The sequence below is a fragment of the Bradyrhizobium sp. CCBAU 25338 genome (assembly GCF_028128965.1).
GTDB classification, from domain to species: Bacteria; Pseudomonadota; Alphaproteobacteria; order Rhizobiales; family Xanthobacteraceae; genus Bradyrhizobium; species Bradyrhizobium liaoningense.
The window spans coordinates 77,069-97,585 of record NZ_LFKY01000029.1 but is presented as its reverse complement, the minus strand read 5'-3'; the positions used below and the strand labels follow the sequence as shown (position 1 = coordinate 97,585).

Annotated in this window: 19 protein-coding genes; 7 read left to right on the top strand and 12 right to left on the bottom strand. The window is 65.8% G+C overall.

All coding sequences use genetic code 11. The features are described from left to right. Window positions 1–2 precede the first annotated feature (2 nt). Entirely contained in the window at window positions 3–728 is a 726-nt protein-coding gene (locus ACM42_RS10570; protein WP_271527861.1) for a GyrI-like domain-containing protein, read from the bottom strand. Between the two features lie 235 nt (window positions 729–963). On the opposite strand from ACM42_RS10570, the gene dapF reads away from it, so the two are divergent. Together dapF and mtaB are read left to right on the top strand one after the other, a co-directional pair. Next, entirely contained in the window at window positions 964–1,839 is an 876-nt protein-coding gene (gene dapF / locus ACM42_RS10565) for a diaminopimelate epimerase (protein WP_271527860.1), read from the top strand. Continuing rightward, window positions 1,839–3,092, top strand: a complete 1,254-nt coding sequence (gene mtaB, locus ACM42_RS10560) for a tRNA (N(6)-L-threonylcarbamoyladenosine(37)-C(2))-methylthiotransferase MtaB (RefSeq protein WP_271527859.1) — start codon at window positions 1,839–1,841, stop codon at window positions 3,090–3,092. The genes dapF and mtaB overlap by 1 nt, the downstream gene beginning before the upstream one ends. 33 nt (window positions 3,093–3,125) lie before the next feature. On the opposite strand, the gene ACM42_RS10555 is transcribed toward mtaB, so the two are convergent. Together ACM42_RS10555 and ACM42_RS10550 are read right to left on the bottom strand one after the other, a co-directional pair. Continuing rightward, window positions 3,126–4,235: a DUF2336 domain-containing protein gene (locus tag ACM42_RS10555; protein WP_271527858.1), complete on the bottom strand. Its 1,110-nt coding sequence runs from the start codon at window positions 4,233–4,235 to the stop codon at window positions 3,126–3,128. 300 nt (window positions 4,236–4,535) lie between these two features. After that, a complete protein-coding gene (locus tag ACM42_RS10550; RefSeq protein ID WP_271527901.1) occupies window positions 4,536–5,237 on the bottom strand; it encodes an RluA family pseudouridine synthase in 702 nt (233 codons plus the stop codon). Between the two features lie 211 nt (window positions 5,238–5,448). Between ACM42_RS10550 and ftsY the strand changes: the two genes are divergently transcribed. After that, window positions 5,449–6,390 carry a signal recognition particle-docking protein FtsY gene (gene ftsY, locus ACM42_RS10545; protein ID WP_271527857.1) on the top strand — a complete coding sequence of 314 codons (942 nt, stop codon included), beginning with the start codon at window positions 5,449–5,451 and terminating at the stop codon, window positions 6,388–6,390. 122 nt (window positions 6,391–6,512) lie between these two features. Then, window positions 6,513–7,115 (top strand): septation protein A, encoded by a 603-nt coding sequence (locus ACM42_RS10540; RefSeq protein ID WP_271527856.1) that lies wholly within the window; start codon window positions 6,513–6,515, stop codon window positions 7,113–7,115. Window positions 7,116–7,270: 155 nt separating this feature from the next. On the opposite strand, the gene ACM42_RS10535 is transcribed toward ACM42_RS10540, so the two are convergent. From ACM42_RS10535 to ccmA, 5 genes are all read right to left on the bottom strand, one after another. Then, window positions 7,271–7,867 carry a DsbE family thiol:disulfide interchange protein gene (locus tag ACM42_RS10535; protein WP_271527855.1) on the bottom strand — a complete coding sequence of 199 codons (597 nt, stop codon included), beginning with the start codon at window positions 7,865–7,867 and terminating at the stop codon, window positions 7,271–7,273. Then, a complete protein-coding gene (ccmD, locus tag ACM42_RS10530) occupies window positions 7,864–8,049 on the bottom strand; it encodes a heme exporter protein CcmD (protein ID WP_271527854.1) in 186 nt (61 codons plus the stop codon). The genes ACM42_RS10535 and ccmD overlap by 4 nt, the downstream gene beginning before the upstream one ends. Beyond that, the gene (locus ACM42_RS10525; RefSeq protein WP_271527853.1) at window positions 8,046–8,831 is read right to left on the bottom strand and encodes a heme ABC transporter permease; all 786 of its coding nucleotides are present in this window, start codon (window positions 8,829–8,831) and stop codon (window positions 8,046–8,048) included. The genes ccmD and ACM42_RS10525 overlap by 4 nt, the downstream gene beginning before the upstream one ends. A 91-nt stretch (window positions 8,832–8,922) precedes the next feature. Then, the gene (gene ccmB, locus ACM42_RS10520; protein WP_271527851.1) at window positions 8,923–9,591 is read right to left on the bottom strand and encodes a heme exporter protein CcmB; all 669 of its coding nucleotides are present in this window, start codon (window positions 9,589–9,591) and stop codon (window positions 8,923–8,925) included. A 274-nt stretch (window positions 9,592–9,865) separates the two neighbouring features. Then, complete coding sequence (gene ccmA, locus ACM42_RS10515) at window positions 9,866–10,468, bottom strand: heme ABC exporter ATP-binding protein CcmA (protein ID WP_271527850.1); 603 nt, start codon at window positions 10,466–10,468, stop codon at window positions 9,866–9,868. Between the two features lie 241 nt (window positions 10,469–10,709). Between ccmA and acnA the strand changes: the two genes are divergently transcribed. The 3 genes from acnA (at window position 10,710) to ACM42_RS10500 (ending at window position 15,367) form a co-directional block, all read left to right on the top strand. Then, window positions 10,710–13,430, top strand: a complete 2,721-nt coding sequence (gene acnA / locus ACM42_RS10510) for an aconitate hydratase AcnA (RefSeq protein WP_271527849.1) — start codon at window positions 10,710–10,712, stop codon at window positions 13,428–13,430. Between the two features lie 233 nt (window positions 13,431–13,663). Continuing rightward, window positions 13,664–14,440, top strand: coding sequence for a DUF1223 domain-containing protein (locus ACM42_RS10505; protein ID WP_271527848.1), 777 nt, complete (start codon window positions 13,664–13,666; stop codon window positions 14,438–14,440). 555 nt (window positions 14,441–14,995) lie between these two features. After that, on the top strand, window positions 14,996–15,367 hold the full coding sequence (locus ACM42_RS10500; protein WP_028177741.1) for a DUF2794 domain-containing protein: 372 nt from the start codon (window positions 14,996–14,998) through the stop codon (window positions 15,365–15,367). 93 nt (window positions 15,368–15,460) lie between these two features. Here the strand turns inward: ACM42_RS10500 and ACM42_RS10495 are convergent, their stop codons facing one another. The 4 genes from ACM42_RS10495 to ACM42_RS10480 all read right to left on the bottom strand — a co-directional run bounded on the left by ACM42_RS10495 (window position 15,461) and on the right by ACM42_RS10480 (window position 20,478). Next, window positions 15,461–15,991, bottom strand: a complete 531-nt coding sequence (locus ACM42_RS10495) for a GNAT family N-acetyltransferase (protein WP_271527847.1) — start codon at window positions 15,989–15,991, stop codon at window positions 15,461–15,463. Between the two features lie 135 nt (window positions 15,992–16,126). After that, window positions 16,127–16,918, bottom strand: a complete 792-nt coding sequence (locus tag ACM42_RS10490; protein WP_028177739.1) for a Bax inhibitor-1/YccA family protein — start codon at window positions 16,916–16,918, stop codon at window positions 16,127–16,129. 270 nt (window positions 16,919–17,188) lie between these two features. Further along, window positions 17,189–19,759 (bottom strand): ABC transporter permease, encoded by a 2,571-nt coding sequence (locus tag ACM42_RS10485; RefSeq protein ID WP_271527846.1) that lies wholly within the window; start codon window positions 19,757–19,759, stop codon window positions 17,189–17,191. After that, the gene (locus tag ACM42_RS10480) at window positions 19,756–20,478 is read right to left on the bottom strand and encodes an ABC transporter ATP-binding protein (RefSeq protein ID WP_194390809.1); all 723 of its coding nucleotides are present in this window, start codon (window positions 20,476–20,478) and stop codon (window positions 19,756–19,758) included. The genes ACM42_RS10485 and ACM42_RS10480 overlap by 4 nt, the downstream gene beginning before the upstream one ends. Window positions 20,479–20,517 lie beyond the last annotated feature (39 nt).

Here is a 20,517-nt window from a genome sequence, read left to right as displayed (position 1 = left end):
TCTCACTTCAGCGGCACGAAAACGTTGATCACGAGCTTGTCCTCGGCCGTCTTCAGGGGATCGGTGAGGTACTCCTCGATGAAGGTGTCCTTGGCTTCCAGCTTCTTGTCGTCGAGGTGATTGGTGATCGCCTCATAGGTGTTGTCCATGTTGTCGTAGGAGCCGCGATGGACGAATTTCAGGGCCCTGCCCTCCGGCGATTTGCCGATGCTCATGTCCTTGGACAAGTTCTTCGGATCCTGGTCGACCGGGATCTCGGCAAGGAAGGTGAAGCCGGTGTCGTCGGTCGAGGTGTAGACGATCATCGGATTGCCGGCTTGCTTGATGCCCTGCTTGTCCAGCAGCGTGTTCAGTGCCTTGAAGGCGTCGATCAGCGTGTCGAAGGCCGAGTCCCAATTGGCAGTGCCCTTGACCATCACGACCTTCCTGGCTTCGAGCGTGGTCTCGAGGCCGAAGGGATCGGCGGTCTGCACCGGGGCGGGCGTCGCGGCGGCCGCTGGTGGGGCCGTCGGGGCGGGCGACGGTGAGGCGCTGGCCGCCGGCGACGGGCTTGCCGCCGGGGCTGGCGAAGCGCTTGCGGCTGGGGCGGGTGCCGCCGACGGTGCAGGCGAGGGGCTTGCCGACGCGGCCGGTGCCGGGCTGGGTGTCTGTGCCGGAGCCCCGGACAGGCCAATCGACATGGCCGCCGGGATCAGCGCGGCCAGAGCGAGACGACGAAAACCAGTCATTCTATTCTCCCCAAGGCCTGGATTCACCAAGGCCCAAATTCATCAAGGCCTTACCCACCAAGGCCTCAACCTGGCCGCGCGTCCCGGTTCGCGCGAACCGCGCCGTTCTAACACGCGAGCGCCGAATTCGTCCCATGACAGATGCGTCATGGCCGATGTCCTGGCTCGCGGCCGCAAATCACTGGCCAAGCCGGCAAGGATCGCCATATAAGGCAGGCGAAATTCGGGAATTTTCATGAGCGCGCTGGCCAACCACGCATTTGCCAAGATGAACGGCATCGGCAACGAGATCGTCGTTGTCGACATGCGCGATTCCGCAGGCCGGGTGACGCCGGACGATGCGCGGGCGGTGGCGTCTGTGCAAGGCGGCATCGCCTATGACCAGCTCATGGTGCTGCAGAAGCCGCGGCTGGACGGCACCGAAGCCTTCATCCGCATCTACAATCATGACGGCTCCGAGGCCGGGGCCTGCGGCAACGGCATGCGCTGCGTCGTGCGCCGCATCTTCGAGAAGACCGGGCAGACCGCCGCGACCTTCGAAACGGCCGCCGGCCTGCTCAATGCCTGGCAGGGGCCAGCGGCCGATCTCTACACCGTGGACATGGGTGTGCCGAAGTTCGGCTGGCAGGACATTCCGCTGGCGGAAGAGTTTCGCGACACCCGCTACATCGAATTGCAGATCGGACCGATCGACAATCCGATCCTGCATTCGCCCTCCGTGGTGAGCATGGGCAATCCGCATGCGGTGTTCTGGGTCGAGGACGTCAACGCCTATGATCTCGGCCGCTTCGGTCCGCTGCTCGAAAACCATCCGATCTTCCCCGAGCGCGCCAACATCACGCTCGCCCATGTCGTCGATCCCCAGCACATCACGATCCGCACCTGGGAACGCGGTGCGGGCCTGACCAAGGCGTGCGGGTCGGCCGCTTGCGCCACGGCGGTCGCCGCGGCGCGGCTGAAGCGCGCAGAGCGCAAGGTCGAGATCACGCTGCCCGGCGGCAAGCTCGGCATCGAATGGCGCGAGCGCGACGATCACGTGCTGATGACCGGCACGGCGACCTTCGAATATGAGGGCACCTTCGATCCGGCGCTGTTCGCGCCGGCCACGTGATGGGCGTCGAGGTCGTCACCTTTGGCTGCCGCCTCAATGCGTTCGAGGCCGAGGTGATCCGCAGCAAAGCGGAAGACGCAGGCCTTTCAGACACCATCGTCATCAACAGCTGCGCCGTCACCAACGAGGCGGTGGCGCAGGCGCGCCAGTCGATCCGCAAATTGAAGCGCGAGCGGCCCGGTGCGCGCATCGTCGTCACCGGCTGTGCCGCGCAGACGCAAGCTGCGATGTTCGCCGACATGGCCGAGGTCGATCGTGTCGTCGGCAATGACGACAAGCTGCACGGCGATGCGTGGCGCGAGACGCAGGCGGCGTTCGACGTCGGCGCCAGCGAGAAGATCGCCGTCAGTGACATCATGGCTATCAGGGAGATGGCGCCGCATCTCGTCGATGGCTATGCGAGCGGCCTGCCGCGTGTGTTCGTGCAGGTGCAGAACGGCTGCGACCATCGCTGCACCTTCTGCATCATCCCGTTCGGCCGCGGCAATTCGCGCTCGGTGCCGATGGGTGCCGTGGTGGAGCAGGTGCGGACACTGGTCGAGCGGGGTCATGCCGAGATCGTGCTGACTGGCGTCGACCTCACCAGCTACGGCACCGATCTGCCGGGCGCGCCGAAGCTCGGCATGCTGACCAAGCAGATCTTGCGGCACGTGCCGGAGCTGAAGCGCCTGCGCATCTCCTCGATCGATTCGATCGAGGCCGACGACGATCTGCTCGATGCCATCGCCGACGATGCGCGGCTGATGCCGCATCTGCATCTGTCGCTGCAGTCAGGCGACGACATGATCCTGAAGCGCATGAAGCGGCGGCATTCGCGGCAGGATGCGATCGCGTTCTGCGACCAGGTCCGCCGTCTGCGCCCGGACATCGCCTTCGGCGCCGACATCATTGCGGGCTTTCCGACCGAGACGGAGGAGATGTTCTCGCATTCGCTCGACCTCGTCGAGGAATGTGGGCTGACATTCCTGCACGTCTTCCCCTATTCGCCGCGGCCCGGCACCCCGGCCGCGCGGATGCCGCAGGTTGCGGGCGCAGCGATCAAGGACCGTGCGAGGCGGTTGCGTGCAGCCGGTGAAGCCGCACTGCAGAAGCGGCTACAGGCCGAGGTCGGCGCAACGCGCGATGTGCTGATCGAGAGCGCGGGGCAGGGCCGCACGGAGCATTATCTTCCGGTGGCTGTTGCAGGCGAGCGTGTCGGAAGCATCGTGCGGCTTGAGATTACTGCCAGTGATGGCGCGCGTCTGATCGTATAAGCCGCTCGCTCTTCCCCTCTCCCTTGCAGAGTCCTACGACGCCCGCACCTGCCAGAACCGCAGCGTGCGCCGCGCGGCCTCCGTCGTCATTCTCGCAAAATGATCCTGCGCCCTGGCGAGATCGGCCGGCTTCATCGCGCCCGTCGCGTACCGGCTTTCGAGCACGGCGGCTGTCGTCTCCCAGCCGAGCTGCGCGGCCTTGCACGGCACCAGCAGACCGTCCTCGCGCAAGCTCTGCATCAGCGGGCGAATCACCTCGACCGTCGACCCGGATAGCGCCGCAAGGCTCGCCACGGTCTCCTCATAGCGCCGTTGTCTGGCGAAGCCGAGCAGCGCCGCCTCATCAAGCTGGCCGGTCGCCTTGAGGCCTGCGATGGCGCGCTTGGCGCCTTCGAAATCGCGGACACCGGACATCTCGCGCTCGACGCCGATGGTGACGGCTGCGATCGCGCTCTGGATTTCCTCGAACAGATGCGGCGGCGCGCGCGACAACAGGCGGGCGCGCACGGCATCCGTCGCCGAGCGCAGCAATTGGCGGCGCAGATCCGATGGCAAATCGACGCGAACGCCGACGCTGACGGCGAGCTCCGGATCGCTCTCGGCCTGTCCGACGATGATGGCAAATCCGCCTCCGGAGACGCGCGCGCCGGGATTGGCGGCGAGCCGCCGGCTGACGCTGGGATAGCGGCGCGCCAGCAGCGCGTCGGTGACGATCTCCTTCAGCCACCAGCGTCCGGCGATCGCGAGCAGATGCGGCTCACCCTTGCTGGAGGCGATCTTCACCAGTTCGCCGTCGTCGAGGCGCGCGGATTCCTGCAGCACGGGACCGGCGATGCGGATCTCGTCATTGTTGGCGAGGCGGCGGATCACGGACGGCGGTGCCTGCGCGACCGGCGCGAGCTGTGCGCTGATCTCGGCGAGTGCGACGCGTGCGCCCATGTCGGCGATGGCGCGCAGCTCGATGGTGCCGATCAGGCGCTCGAGCACGTCGTCGAACAGTGCGATCTGCTCGTCGTCAAAGCTGCCGGCGGAAGACAGGAACAGGTTGGTGACGCGCCGGGCCGTCTCCAGCCCCTTTTCCGGCGAGCCTGCCCGAATCGCGGATTCGACCTCGTCGGTGACCGATTGCTGGGCCTTGGACATCACGCGCTGCTCGTCCCGAGCGGTTAACGGAAGCTTTTTCTAAGCAACCGTTATCATTAGAGCGGAGCGCTGAAGGTTTGGTAAACCATGCACCGGCGAGAATAGGGCGATCGCTGCCACGGAACGGATGCGTTCCCTCTCCCGCTTGCGGGAGAGGGTTAGGGAGAGGGTGTCTCGTCAATGGGACCATCCCCAAGCGGAGAAAGCCCTCACCCGGCGCTCCGGCGCCGACCTCTCCCGCAAGCGGGAGAGGTGAGAGAGCTCGTGGCGCGATTTGTGTAACCAAAAGCCGGCTGGCGCCTATTCCCCATTCCACCCGCAAGCCCTGAGCTTCTCGTGCATGTGCGGCGGGGCCGGCGCCACGACGCGGATCGGCTCCTTGTTCCGGGAGATCGGCACCACGATCTCGCGGGAATGCAGGTGCAGGCGCGGCTCGCCGAAGCGCGGGCCGTTGCCGTAAATGTTATCGCCGAAGATCGGCCAGCCGGTCGCGGCCGAATGCACCCGCAATTGATGGGTCCGGCCGGTGACGGGTTCCATGGCAAGCCAGGTCAGACCCTCGCCCCGACCCAACACCTTCCAATTGGTGATGGCCTTCTGCCCCTCCGGGTCGGGCTTCTGCCACCAGCCGCGCTCGGCATTGAGCCGGCCGAGCGGCATGTCGATGGTGCCTTCGTCTTCAGTGGGGCCGCCCTCGACCACGGCCCAGTAGGTTTTGCCGATCTTGCCGTGCTTGAAGAGGAGGCCGAGCGATGCGGTCGCCTTGCGATGGCGGCCGAGCACGAGGCAGCCGGAAGTGTCCTTGTCGAGCCGGTGAGCCAGCACCGGCGGCCGCGGCAGGCCGAAGCGCAGCGCGTCGAAGGAATCCTCCAGATTGGCGCCGCCCTTGGGACCGCGATGCACGGGAAGGCCGGCCGGCTTGTTGATGACCAGCATCAAGCCGTCGCGATGGAGCACGCGCGACAAAATCTCCTCGGCGGTCAATTCGGGAACATCGAGCAATTGCAAGACTTTCGTTTAATCGCCGGAACGGCTAACACACCAGTGCGGCGGATTTGGCATTCGCTCGGTGTTCGCCGCAAGCGCGAAGCGAATGCCAAATCCAAAAGCCGCACTGGCAAAGAAATTTTCGCTCGGGCCGCTCTTCGATTTGAAGTTCCTAACCGAACTTGCGGCAAGAGAGTAGGAACTTCAAATCGGCGGCACGAGCACCATGAACGATACCTCCGAGACCCCCAAGCTGAGCTGGTGGCGCCGCCTGTCCAACGGGCTGAAGCGCACGTCGTCCTCGCTGGGAACAGCGGTCGCCGACCTCGTCACCAAGCGCAAGCTCGACCGCGCCATGCTCGACGACATCGAGGACGTGCTGCTGCGCGCCGACCTCGGCACCTCGGTCGCGGTGCGGATCGCCGACGCCGTCGGCACGGGGCGCTACGACAAGGCGATCTCGGCGGACGAGGTCAAGGACGTCGTCGCGACCGAGGTCGAGAAGGTGCTGGCGCCGGTCGCAAAGCCACTCGAGATCGATGTGGGCAAGAAGCCGTTCGTCATTCTCGTCGTCGGCGTCAACGGCTCCGGCAAGACCACCACGATCGGAAAGCTCTCGCAAAAATTCGCGTCCGAGGGCCGCAAGGTAATGCTGGCCGCCGGCGACACGTTTCGCGCGGCGGCCATCGAGCAGCTCAAGGTCTGGGGTGAGCGCACCAGGACGCCCGTTATCGCGGGCGCACAGGGCTCGGATTCGGCCAGCCTCGCCTTCAACGCGCTGACGGCGGCGAAGGAGCAGAGCGTCGACGTGCTCCTGATCGACACCGCCGGCCGCCTGCAGAACAAGGCCGAGCTGATGAACGAGCTCGAAAAGGTCGTGCGCGTCATCCGCAAGGTGGATGCCAGCGCGCCGCACGCGGTGCTGCTGGTGCTGGATGCCACCGTCGGCCAGAACGCGCTGTCGCAGGTCGAGGCCTTCCATCGCACCGCAGGGGTCACCGGCCTCGTGATGACCAAGCTCGACGGCACCGCGCGCGGCGGCATCCTGGTGGCGCTCGCGGAGAAATTCAAGCTGCCGGTGCATTTCATCGGCGTCGGCGAAGGCGTCGACGATCTCGCGCCGTTCACCGCGCGTGACTTCGCCCGTGCCATCGCCGGAATCGAATAGCGTCATCCTTCGAGACGCCGCTTGCGCGGCTCCTCAGGATGAGGTCGTGCCACACATGAGGTCCTCATCCTGAGGAGACCGCGAAGCGGTCGTCTCGAAGGATGGGAGAGACGGAAGAGAGAATGGACAAGACCCAGCCGCATCCGCTGTTCAAGCTCGCGACCGAGCTCGGTCCGCTGCTCGTGTTCTTCTTCGTGAATGCGAAGTTCAATCTGTTCGCCGCGACCGGCGCATTCATGGTCGCGATCGTGGTGGCGATGGCCGCCTCCTATGTGGTGACGCGCCACATCCCGATCATGGCGATCGTGACGGGCGTGGTCGTGCTGGTTTTCGGCACGCTGACCCTGGTGCTGCACGACGAGACCTTCATCAAGGTCAAGCCGACCATCATCTACGGCCTGTTCGCCGCGATCCTCGGCGGCGGCCTGTTGTTCGGCCGCTCCTTCATCGCCGTGATGTTCGACCAGATGTTCAACCTGACCCCGCAGGGCTGGCGCATCCTCACGCTGCGCTGGGCGTTGTTCTTCGCCGGCATGGCGGTGCTGAACGAGATCGTCTGGCGCACCCAGAGCACCGACTTCTGGGTGAACTTCAAGGTGTTCGGCGTGACGCCCATCACGATGATCTTCGCCATCGCCCAGATGCCGCTGACCAAGCGCTACCACCTCGAGCCGGTATCGCTGGAGACCAGCGAGGCGGAGGCGGGGGATGTGAGCAAGGGGTAGGGCGAAACGTCGACCCACATACCGCTGTCATTCCCCGCGAAAGCGGGGAATCCAGTACGCCGCGGCTTCTCCGTATACGTCTGACGTCTCTGGAATACTGGATCGCCCGATCAAGTCGGGCGATGACAGTTGAGTGTGTCGCACGAGCGCGGCGATCAGCTCCCCGCCGCCTTCAGCGCCTTCTCCATCTGCGGCATCAGCACCGTCCGCAGATTGTCCGGCGTGATCGGCCCCACCAGCTTGTAGACGATGGTGCCCTCGCGCCCGACGACGAAGGTCTCCGGCACGCCATAGACGCCCCATTCGATCGAGGCGCGGCCGTTCGCGTCCACGCCGACGCGGCCGAACGGGTTGCCGTAGCGGCCGAGGAAGCGGCGCGCGTTGTCGGAGGCGTCCTTGTAATTGATGCCGATCAGCTGGAAGCGCTTGTCCTTGGCGAGCTCGGTCAGGAGCGGCGCCTCGTCATGGCACGGCACGCACCAGGACGCCCAGACGTTGACCAGGCTGACCTTGCCCTTGAACGCGGCGGGATCGAGCCCCGGCACCTGGGCGCCATCGTCCTGCAATCCCTCCAGCGGCGGCAGCGCCGTCTGCGGCGCCGGCCGACCGATCAGCGCGGAGGGAATCCGCGAGGGATCGCCGCTGCCGAGCCGGAACCAGAACAGCAGCGCAAGTCCGATGAAGGCGATCAGCGGCAGCACCATCAGGAAGGTGCGGCGCTGCGGCGGGGCGGAGGTCGACTGATCGCTCATCGCAGCTCCGTCGCGCTGCGGCCTGAACGACGGGTGATGCCGCGCTCCTCCAGTTCGCGCAGGCGCTGCGTCTGGCTGCGATAATCGAGCACGATCCAGCCGATCAGGATCGCGACCACGACGGCCGCCGCGGCATAGGACGTCACGATGAAAGAGGCGTAGGGACCGAGCGACATGATCAAGCGGCCCCGACTTCGTTTGAAGTGTTTTCTCCACGCGAACCGCTTTCGCTCGAAAACGCGATGCGGCTCGCCTGCATCATCTGCAGCGAGCGGACGCGGCGGCGCAGGATCTCGTTGCGCATCGCAGCCAGGTGCAGCGTGACGAACAGCAGCGTGAACGCGATCGCCATCACCAGCAGCGGAATCAGGAACGACTTGTCGAGGGCCGAGCCGCCCATGCGCATCACCGAGGCCGGCTGGTGCAGCGTGTTCCACCAGTCGACAGAGAACTTGATGATGGGCAGGTTGATGGCACCGACCAGGGTGAGCACCGCAGCCGCACGCGCCGCACGCGAGGGATCGTCGACCGCGCGCCACAGCGCCATCAGGCCGAGATACATCAGGAACAGGATCAGCACCGAGGTCAGCCGCGCATCCCATTCCCAATAGGTGCCCCACATCGGCCGGCCCCACAGCGAGCCCGTGAGCAGCGCAAGGAAGGTGAAGCTGGCGCCGATGGGAGCGGCAGCTTTGGCGGCGACGTCGGCAAGCGGATGCCGCCACACCAGCGTGCCCAGCGAGGCGATGCTCATCACGCCCCAGACGAACATGGACAGCCAGGCATTGGGCACGTGGATGAACATGATCTTCACGGTTGCGCCCTGCTGGTAGTCGTCGGGCGCGTAGGCAGACTGGTAGAGGCCGATCGCGAGCAGGATGACGGTCGCGGCCGCGAGCCACGGCAACACCCGCGCCGTGAGCGCGAGGAACCGTGTCGGATTGGCGAGGTCGATCAGCGTCATGGTATCCTGATAATCACCGGGGGCCGCTCAGGCAATCAGCACGAAAGGCCGCAGCGAAAATTGATCGGAGTCAAGGTCAGTCGAGCTCATCTCAATCGAGACCATGGCGCAGGCTCGCCGCCGCCGCGAACGGGCCGATGACGAGGCTGACCAGGGACAGCGCGCAGAGGATCGAGAACGGCGCCCCGAACGTCATGGGACCGACGATCACGGCCTGCGAGGCCGCAACGCCGAAGATCAGCACGGGAATCGACAGCGGCAGCACGAGAACGGCCATCAGCAGACCGCCGCGGTGCAGCGTCACTGCCAGTGCCGCGCCGATCATGCCGGTGAAGGTCAGGGCCGGCGTGCCCGCCAGCAGCGTCAGCGCCACCGCACCGGTTGCGACCATGTCGAGGTTGAGCAACAGGCCGAGCACGGGGGTTGCGACGATCAGCGGCAGGCCGGCGGCCAGCCAATGCGCCAGCGCCTTGGCGGCGCAGGCGAGTTCCAGCGGCGTCCGGCTCATCGTGATCAGGTCGAGCGAGCCGTCCTCATGGTCGGCCATGAACAGTCGGTCGAGGGTGAGCAGGCTCGCCAGCAGTGCGCCAAGCCACAGGATCGCCGGCCCGAGCCGCGACAGCAGCGCCAGATCCGGCCCGACCGCGAACGGCATCAGCACCACCACGGTCAGGAAGAACAGCACGCCAATCAGCGCCCCGCCCCCGACGCGCAGCGCGATCCGGATGTCCCGGCGAATGAGGGCGCCAAGGGCGGTCATGGGGTGACCTCGCCGAGTGATACGGCTGCGTCGGAGCCTGGCCGCGAGCACCCTGCGCTCCCTCCCCCCTTGTGGGGGAGGGTAGGGGAGGGGGGTAGCCCCGGGAGGGATGGTTGTCGGGGGCGGGCGGCCAGCAACAGAGCGCCTGCTTCCCCAACACATGAAGCGAGAGGTCCTGCCGTGTGGCACCCCCCTCCCTGACCCTCCCCCACAAGGGGGGAGGGAACGGAGAGAGCGCCGGCCGGCCACTTGGAAAACTGAGGGTCGATGAATTTCACGCGGCACCCCCGATCCGCAGCTCCCGCGAATCGATCCCCAGCGGCGCGTGGGTGGCGGCGATGATCAGGCCGCCGCGCGACAGGTGCTCATGCATCAGGCCGCCGAACATGTCCTGGCCGGCCACGTCCAGCGCCGTGGTCGGCTCGTCCAGGAGCCAGACCGGGCGCCGCACGGTCAGCAGCCGGGCCAGCGAGAGCCGGCGGCGCTGGCCGGCGGAGAGGAAGGCGGCCGGAAGATGGGTCGCGTGGTCGAGGCCGACTTTGGCGAGGCTCTCGGTCGCGTCGCAACGCTCGCCGCCGAGAAAATCAGCCCAGAAGACCAGATTTTCCGCAACGCTCAGCGCCGGCTTCAGGGCATCGCGATGGCCGAGATAGTGACACTGCTCCGGCACCGTCAGCTCGGCGTCGCCCCCGTCCAGCGCGATCGTCCCGGCGGCGGGAACGAGCAGGCCCGCGATCAGCCGCAGCAGCGAGGTCTTGCCCGATCCGTTGCGACCCGTCACCGCCACGGCTTCGCCCGAGCCGGCCGCGAATTCGAGGCCGGCGAACACCTCGCGTCCGCCTCGTACGCATCTGAGCCCGTGACCTGAAAGCCGCATCTCGCCTCGTTTCAACCCACTCAAAGCCAGGCCTCAGGAAATCTTGGGGTAGCGCATGGGAATTTTTGGCTCGCGGATTGCTGCGGCACGATTGTGGCTGTGGCGGCGCCGTTAGAAAGCTTCTATAAGCCCGGAACTACTTGATGCAGCAACTCAACCTGCCCCTGCAAGCGGCCCAGCCTGATACGCTAACGGTGTTAAAATACCCTGCCGGGTATAACTAACAATTGGGATCTCCTACATGACCTCGCTCGACAGCTTCAAATGCAAAAAGACCCTCAAGGTCGGCGCCAAGACCTATGTGTATTACAGCCTGCCCACGGCCGAGAAGAATGGTCTGAAGGGAATTTCGAAACTTCCCTATTCGATGAAGGTCCTGCTCGAGAACCTGCTGCGCAACGAGGACGGCCGCTCGGTCAAGAAGGAAGACATCGTCGCGGTGTCGAAATGGCTGCGCAAGAAGTCGCTGGAGCATGAGATCGCCTTCCGTCCCGCGCGCGTCCTGATGCAGGACTTCACCGGCGTGCCCGCGGTGGTCGACCTCGCCGCGATGCGCAACGCGATGCAGAAGCTCGGCGGCGATGCAGAGAAGATCAATCCCCTGGTTCCCGTCGATCTCGTCATCGACCACTCCGTGATCGTGAACTTCTTCGGCGACAACAAGGCCTTCGGCAAGAACGTCACCGAGGAATACAAGCAGAACCAGGAGCGCTACGAGTTCCTGAAGTGGGGCCAGAAGGCGTTCTCGAACTTCGCCGTCGTGCCGCCCGGCACCGGCATCTGCCACCAGGTCAACCTCGAATATCTGGCCCAGACGGTCTGGACCAAGAAGGAGAAGATGACGGTCGGCAAGAAGACCGGCACCTTCGAGGTCGCTTATCCCGACTCGCTCGTCGGCACTGATTCGCACACCACCATGGTCAACGGTCTCGCCGTGCTCGGCTGGGGCGTCGGCGGCATCGAGGCGGAAGCCTGCATGCTCGGTCAGCCGCTGTCGATGCTGCTGCCCAACGTCGTCGGCTTCAAGCTGAAGGGCGCGCTGAAGGAAGGCGTCACTGCGACCGATCTCGTGCTGACCGTGACGCAGATGCTGCGCAAGCTCGGCGTGGTCGGCAAGTTCGTCGAGTTCTTCGGCCCGGGCCTCGACCATCTCTCGGTCGCGGACAAGGCCACCATCGCCAACATGGCGCCCGAATATGGCGCGACCTGCGGCTTCTTCCCGGTCGATGCCGCCGCGCTCGATTATCTCAAGACCTCGGGCCGCGCCTCGGCGCGGGTGGCGCTGGTGCAGGCCTATGCCAAGGCACAAGGCCTGTTCCGCACCGCCAAGTCGCCCGACCCGGTGTTCACGGAGACGCTGACGCTCGATCTCGGCGACGTCGTGCCGTCATTGGCCGGCCCGAAGCGGCCCGAAGGCCGCATTGCGCTGCCCGCGGTCGCGGAAGGCTTTTCGCTCGCACTCGCCAGCGAGTACAAGAAGGCCGCGGAGCCGGCGAAGCGCTTCCCGGTCGAAGGCAAGAACTACGATCTCGGTCATGGCGATGTCGTGATCGCCGCCATCACCTCCTGCACCAACACCTCGAACCCGAGCGTGTTGATCGGCGCCGGCCTGCTCGCCCGCAATGCGGTGAAGAAGGGCCTGAAGGCCAAGCCCTGGGTGAAGACCTCGCTCGCGCCGGGCAGCCAGGTGGTCGCGGAATATCTCGCGAATTCCGGCCTTCAGGCTGATCTCGACAAGGTCGGCTTCAATCTGGTCGGCTTCGGCTGCACCACCTGCATCGGCAATTCCGGTCCGCTGCCGGAGGAGATCTCGAAGTCGATCAACGACAACGGCATCGTCGCGGCCGCCGTGCTCTCCGGCAACCGCAACTTCGAAGGCCGCGTCTCGCCGGACGTGCAGGCGAACTACCTGGCCTCGCCGCCGCTGGTCGTCGCCTATGCGCTCGCCGGCAGCGTCACCAAGAACCTTGCCGCCGAGCCGCTCGGCGAGGGCAAGGACGGCAAGCCGGTGTATCTGAAGGACATCTGGCCGACGACGAAAGAGATCAACGCCCTCATGAAGAAGTTCGTGACCGCGTCGATCTTCAAGAAGAAGTATGCCGACGTGTTCAAGGGCGACACCAACTGGCGCAAGATCAAGACGGTCGAGAGCGAGACCTATCGCTGGAACATGTCTTCGACCTATGTGCAGAACCCGCCTTATTTCGACGGTATGAAGAAGGAGCCGGAGCCGGTCACCGACATCGTCGAGGCGCGCATCCTCGCCATGTTCGGCGACAAGATCACCACCGACCACATCTCGCCGGCCGGTTCGATCAAGCTGACCTCGCCGGCTGGCAAATATCTCAGCGAGCACCAGGTGCGTCCGGCCGACTTCAACCAGTACGGCACGCGCCGCGGCAACCATGAAGTGATGATGCGCGGCACCTTCGCCAACATCCGCATCAAGAACTTCATGCTGAAGGGCGCCGACGGCAACATTCCGGAAGGCGGCCTGACCAAGCACTGGCCCGACGGCGAGCAGATGTCGATCTACGACGCCGCGATGAAGTACCAGCAGGAGCAGGTGCCGCTGGTGGTGTTCGCCGGCGCCGAATACGGCAACGGCTCCTCGCGCGACTGGGCCGCGAAGGGCACGCGTCTGCTCGGCGTGCGCGCCGTGATCTGCCAGAGCTTCGAGCGCATCCACCGCTCCAACCTGGTCGGCATGGGCGTGCTGCCGCTGACCTTCGAGGAAGGCACCTCATGGTCGTCGCTGGGCCTGAAGGGCGACGAGAAGGTCACGCTGCGCGGCCTCGTCGGCGACCTCAAGCCGCGCCAGAAGCTGACCGCGGAGATCGTCTCCGGCGACGGTTCGCTGCAGCGCGTTTCGCTGCTCTGCCGTATCGATACGCTGGACGAGCTCGACTACTACCGCAACGGCGGCATCCTGCACTACGTGCTGCGCAAGCTCGCGGCGTAAGCGCGGATTTGTGAACGATGGCTCACTGCGAAGTGAGTAGAAGCCCAAACGAAGGCGGCCTATCAAAGGCCGCCTTCGCGCGTTTGCGGTACGTTTCAGATGGGCCCGCCCGGCGGAAAACCTTCCCTTGGACGGTTGGCTGGACGGACGAATGTACCGCGCCCCGTAAGACTACGGTGACCATCCGGCGATAAGAATCCCCTTCCCACGAGCAATGGTGTGCGGCGTTCGACATGACGACAATGACGGCTTCTCATCCGATTTCGCGCTGGTCCAATGCCCTCTGGACGGGAGCTCTCGGCATCTGCGCGATCATCGCCGTCATCCGTCCCGCTCAGGCTGATCCCCGCGCCGTTGTTGAATTGTTTACCTCGCAGGGCTGCTCCTCCTGCCCGCCCGCCGACCAGATCATCGGCGATCTCTCGAAAGACCCGTCGATCATCGCGTTGAGCATGCCGATCGACTATTGGGACTATCTCGGCTGGAAAGACACGCTGGCGGACTCGCGCTTCTCTGCACGGCAGCGTGCCTATTCGCGGATGCGCGGCGACCGTGAGGTCTACACGCCGCAGGCCGTCGTCAACGGCTCAACGCATGTCATCGGCAGCGATCGCGCCGGCATCGAGAATGCGATCGGCAAGACCGACAAGGGCACCGGCGTGATGAGCGTGCCGGTGACGATGTCACTGTCGGGCAAGCACATCAACGTCTCGGTGGCCGCAAGCAAGGAGCCCGCGGTCTCGCACGGCGAGGTCTGGATCTGCTCGATCGCCAAGTCGGTGCCGATCGCGATCACCCGCGGCGAGAATCGCGGACAGCAGGTCACCTATCACAACGTGGTACGCAACCTGCTCAAGGTCGGCGACTGGACCGGCCGTCCGGAAAGCTGGACGGTGCCGATCGAGAACCTCACGCGCGACGGCGTCGACGGCGCGGTGGTCTATGTCCAGGACGGCAGCCGGGAGAAGCCCGGCCCGATGCTCGGCGCGGCGTACACGTCGCTGCATTGAAGCGCAGAGGTACTCAAGACAATCAGGCTCTCGTCATTCCGGGGCGCCCCAGTTGGCGCGAGCCCGGGATCCATTGATCCATCATCTGAGCTGAGAAATGGATTCTCAGGTGCGCAATTGCGCACCGTAGCTCGCGCTTCGCGCGCCCCGGAATGACAGCGGCCGGCAACATCCCGACACAAACAAAAAAGGACCAACTTGCGTTGGCCCTCCTTGCCGTGCGTACAGACCCGATCCTGTTCGACCCCGGGGGGCTGGGGGCTGAGGAATCCGGAACCGAAAGGACCGGGTCAACGCACGGAAGCCCTTATCGCAATGCAGGGCGGCAGGCGGTGGGCGGAAAAACGGCGATACTATGATTCCTGCTAACGATCCCGTGACGGTTTGCCGCGACAAAGTTCCACCCCTGCGTGTGCCCTGACCCGGGGCCGATTCGGTGGGTTGAGCCCCTTGCGGCGCGGAACGGTTGGCGCGATCATGCAATTGTCATGAGCCGCGGTTCCGGGGACGGTCTTCGCGGACGCGGTCATGGCGTGCGATGAGGAGGCGCTTCCCATGAGCCTGATGTCGGAGGATGCCGATCCGAGCGAGCAGCGCGCGGCGGCGCGCCCCGCCGCTGCGAATGCGCAGCCGAACCGGGTGACGTTCAACCGGCTCGAGCTGCACCGGATTCTCAATCTCTACGGCCGCATGGTCGCCGACGGCGAGTGGCGCGACTACGCCATCGACTTTCTGAAGGACCGCGCCGTGTTCTCGGTCTATCGCCGCGCCTCGGAAGTGCCGATCTATCGCATCGAGAAGGACCCGCGGCTCGCGCGCAAGCAGGGCATGTACAGCGTGATCTCGGCGACCGGGCTGATTCTGCGCCGCGGCCATGAGCTTGAGCGGGTGTTGCTGGTGATCGATCGGAAGCTGGCGGTGGTGTGACGGGACTTTCGCAGCCCGGATGAGCGCAGCGACATCCGGGTCTTGTCTCGCAGCGTTCCCCGGGTATCGCTGCGCTCACCCGGGCTACAGAACCTACCTCTTCGGCACCGTGCTTGCGCCCTCGCCGAGGTCGCGCTGCATCATCACCGTGTCCAGCCAGCGGCCGAATTTCAGCCCGACATTGGGATGCGTGCCGATCATCTTGAAGCCGGCTTTGGTGTGCACGCCGATCGATCCGGCATTGGCGGAATCGCCGATCACGGCGATCATCTGGCGAAAGCCGCGCGCCTCGCATTCGGTGATCAGCCGTTCCAGCAGCAACGAGCCGACACCGCGGCGGTGGAAGGCGGGGTCGAGATAGATCGAGTTCTCCACCGTGAAGCGGTAGGCCGGCCGCGGCCGGTAGGCGCCGGCATAGGCATAGCCGGCAATGCTGCCATCGAGCATGGCGACGAAATAGGGATAGCCGCCGTCGATCAGCGTGCGGTAGCGACGCGTCATCTCGGCGAGGTCGGGTGGCTCCAGCTCGAATGTCGCCGTGCCCTCGCGGACGGCCTGCTGGTAGATGGCGGTGATGGCGGGAAGGTCGGCCTCGGTGGTGGGCCTGATTTCGGGTGCGGACATGGCGGCAAGATAGCAGCGGTATTGCAACGAGCAACGCTGTTTCCGCATGCGTCATGGTCGGGCATGACGGAGTGTTACGCATACAAAAACCCCGGCCTCTCGGCCGGGGTTCATGTCGTTCACTCAGGTCGTCGCTTACTCGCGCTGGCCGAGCAGCTGCAGCAGCAGCGTGAACAGGTTGATGAAGTTCAGGTACAGCGACAGCGCGCCGGTGATGGCCGCACGCTCTGCGATGTCACCGCCGGCCGAGGCGTAGCCGTAGATGTAGTCGTTCTTCAGCCGCTGGGTGTCCCAGGCGGTGAGGCCCGAGAACACCAGCACGCCGACCACCGACACGATGAACTGCAGCATCGAGCTGGCCAGGAACAGGTTCACCAGGCTGGCGAGGACGATGCCGATCAGGCCCATGAACAGGAACGAGCCCATTCCGGTCAGGTCACGCTTGGTGGTGTAGCCGTAGAGGCTGAGGGCACCGAAGGTCGCCGCGGTGATGAAGAACACCCGCACGATCGAGGTGTGCGTGAACACCAGGAAGATCGACGACAGCGAGATGCCCATCAGCGCCGAGAACACCCAGAACAGGATCTGGGCGGTCGAGGGGGCGAGACGGTTGATGCCTGCCGAGATCACGAACACCATCGCGAGCGGCGCGAGCATGAACAGCCACTTCAGGGGGCTGACGAACATGGCGTAGCCGAACGGCGTCAGGAACAGCTTGCCGACGCGGACCGCTTCCGGGGTCGCAACGTCGGTCACGGCGGCCATGTAGACGCCGAGGGCGGCAAGGCCAGTGATGGCCAGGCCAATGGTCATGTAGTTGTAGATGCGCAGCATGTAGGCGCGCAGGCCGGCATCGACCGTCGCGGCGTCAACACGCCCGGCGGCCCTGCCGAAAGGAGAAGCGTAGTTACGGTCTAGGTCCGACATGGTCGAATTCCCGTTGGTTGGTCCGGTCCGGCACGAGGGTCGCCATGCCGCCGGTTCGTCAAATTCTATCTCGGATACCGATGCCAGCCGACTAAATTCTGGCTAACAATCGGGGCTCCGAACCCATCCGATATGTGGGAAACTAACACATTCGCTGCAACCGTCCACGCGCGGCTGAATGTCGCCCTCACCCACAATCCGGACGAGTAGTCGTGGTTAATCGCAGGAATCGTGCGATTCCGCTCCCGCGCGGCGACCCGCTACATTTTGTCACAAATTCCGCAACACCGTCGCGGGCTTTTTGTTCAAGGCCAGCAGCGTGCCGGCGAGTCCCAGCCCGACGGTGACCACGAGGGCGGCCGCGACCACGCCGGCCGCGCTGCCGGCCTGCCAGACGAAGCTCAGCGTCATCAGCCGCGTCACGATCATCCAGGCTGCGATGCTGCCGGCGATCACGCCGAACACCGCGGTGGCGAGGCCGATCAGGAGGTATTCGAGCGCATAGGCGCCCAGCAGCCGCAGCCGCGTCGCGCCCAGGGTCTTGAGGATCACCGCATCGTAGACGCGGTGGCGGTGGCCGGCTGCGAGCGCCCCGCCCAGCACCAGGATCGCCGAGATCAGGGTGACGGCACTGGCGCCGCGGATCGCCAGCGCCAGGTTGGTCACCACCGAGCCGACCGTCTCCATCACCTCGCGTACGCGCACGCTCGTCACCATCGGATAGGCGTCGGCCACCTGCTTGATGATCTTGCCGTCGCCCGCGGCGTGGCCGCCGGCCTCGGTCAGCGTTGCGATATGGGTATGCGGGGCGCCCTTGAAGGCGTTCGGCGAGAAGACGAGGACGAAGTTTATGCCGAGCCCCTGCCAGTCGATGGTGCGCAGATTGCCGATTTTCGCCGGGATGTCGCGCCCGAGCACGTTGACCACGATCTCGTCGCCGAGCTTGAGGCCGAGTCCGTCGGCGATCTTCTTCTCCATCGAGACCAGCGGCGGCCCGGAATAATCGGCGCTCCACCACTCGCCCTCGACCACCTTGGAACCTTTCGGCAGGTCGCCGGTGTAGGTCAGGCCACGGTCGCTCTGCAGCACCCATTCGGAATCGGTGGTCGGCTTGAGTTCCTCGGCGCGCACGCCGCGCGCCGCGACGATGCGCCCGCGCAGCATCGGCACATCCTCGACCTTCGCGCCGGGAGCGATCTGGCGCAGATAGCCGTCGAACTGCTCGGCTTGCGCGCTCGGGATGTCGATGAAGAAAAAGGATGGCGCCTGATCGGGCAGAGCTGCGAGGAACTGCCGGCGCAGATTGCCGTCGATCTGGGTGATGGTGACGAGCACGGCGAGCCCGAGCCCCAGCGACAGAACGACCGAGGGCGTCAGCGCACCCGGCCGGTGTATGTTGGCGATCGCCAGCCGCAGCATCGGCAGCCGCGTCCGCGGCAGCCGCCGTGCGCCTGCCATCAGCAGGGCGGCGATGCCGCGCAGCAGGGCGAACACGACGACCGAGGAGGCGACGAATACCGCCGCGATGCGCTTGTCGAAGGAGAGGCCGATCACGACGGCCATGAGCAGGGCGATCACGAGCCCCATGAACACCAGATAGCCCAAGCGCGGCCGGTGCCATTCCGAGCTGATGGTGTCGCGGAACAGCGCTGCGACCGGCACGTCGTGCACGCGGCCGAGCGGCCACAGGCCGAAGGCCAGCGCGGTCAAGAGGCCGTAGACGAAGGACAGCGCGAGCTCGTCGGCATGCACGGCCGGCACCACCGGCAGCGGGAGCAGCTTGCCGAACAGCCCGACGATCGCGAAGGGCATGGCGGCGCCGAGCACGAGGCCGATCACCGAGCCGATGCCCGCGAGCAGCATGACCTGCGCAAGATAGATGCCGAAGACGTCGCGCCCGGTGGCGCCGACGGCCTTGAGGGCCGCGATCACCTCGAGCCGGCGGTCGATATGGCTCTTCACGGCATTGGCGACGCCGACGCCGCCGACCAGCAGCGCCGCGAGGCCGACCAGGGTCAGGAACTGCGTGAAGCGGCTGATGTTGCGCTCGAGCTGCGGCGAGGCATTGGAGCGGCTGCGGATCTCCCAGCCGGCCTGCGGCGCGGCGTTGCGGGCGTCCGCGATGAAGGCTTCGGTGGCGCGCTCGTTGTTCGCGGCATCGGGCAGCTTGACCCGGTAGACCCAGCGCACCAGGCTGCCGGGCTGGATCAGGCCCGTGGCGCGCAAGGCTCTCTCGCTGATCAGGAAGCGTGGCCCGAAGCCGATGCCGCCGGCGAGCTTGTCGGGCTCGGATTCGACCGTCGAGCGGATCTGGAAGGTCGCCGCGCCGATGGTGACGCGGTCGCCGGTCCTCAGCGAGAGCCGCGCCAGCAACGTCGGATCGGCGGCGGCGCCGAATGCGCCGTCACGCTCCGCGAGCAGGTCGGACATCGGCAGGGGCGGTGCCAGCGTCAGCTGGCCCAGCAACGGATAGGTGTCGTCGACCGCCTTCATCTCGACCAGCGCCAGCTTGCCGTCGGTCGTGCGCGCCATGCCGCGCAAGGTCGCCGCCGTCGACAGCGTGCCGCGCGAGCGCAGGAAGGCGACCTCTTCGGGCTTGGCCTCACGCTGGAACAATACGAAGGAGACGTCGCCGCCGAGCAGCGTGCGGCCTTCGCGCGCGAGACCATCGGAGAGGCTCGCGGACACCGAGCCGACGCCGGCGATCGCCATCACGCCGAGCGCGATGCAGGCGATGAAGACATAGAAGCCGCGCAGGCCCCCGCGCAATTCGCGCAGCGCGTAACGCAGCGACAGCGCGACGCCGCCCGGCCTCGCGAATGGTTCGACTGCCGCGCTCATGCCGGCGCAGACTGCGTGTCGATGCGCCCCGAGCGCAGGCGGATGACGCGATCGCAGCGATGCGCGAGCGAGGAATCGTGCGTGACCAGCACCAGGGTCATGCCGCGCTCGGCGTGCTTGCTGAACAGGAGATCGACGATCTGTTTTCCGGTTGTCTCGTCGAGATTGCCGGTCGGCTCGTCGGCGACGAGGATCGCGGGATCGGGCGCCAGCGCGCGCGCGAGCGCAACGCGCTGCTGCTCGCCGCCGGAGAGCTGCGTCGGATAGTGATGCAGGCGGTCGCCGAGCCCGACCGATTGCAGCTCCTGCGCCGCGCGCCGCGCAGCATCGGGATTGCCGGCAAGCTCGAGTGGCACGGCGACGTTCTCCAGCGCCGTCATGGTCGGAATCAGGTGGAAGGACTGGAAGACGATGCCGACCTGGCGGCCGCGGAAGCGGGCCAGCGCGTCCTCGTCGAGGGCATTGAAAGGCGTGCCTGATACCACCACCTCTCCGCTATCAGGACGTTCCAGCCCCGCCATCACCATCAGCAGCGTGGATTTGCCCGAGCCTGACGGGCCGATCAGGCCGATCGTCTCGCCCGAGGCGACCCGCAGGCTGATATCCTTGAGGATGTGAACGCGTGCCGCGCCCGTGCCCAATGAGAGATTGACGTTGGAGATGGCGATGGTGTCCGCGGCGGTAGCGGCGAGCGAAGAGGGGTCGATGCGAGTGTCCATGGTCCGGTCATATGGCAACTCCGACAGCGCGGTCGAGAG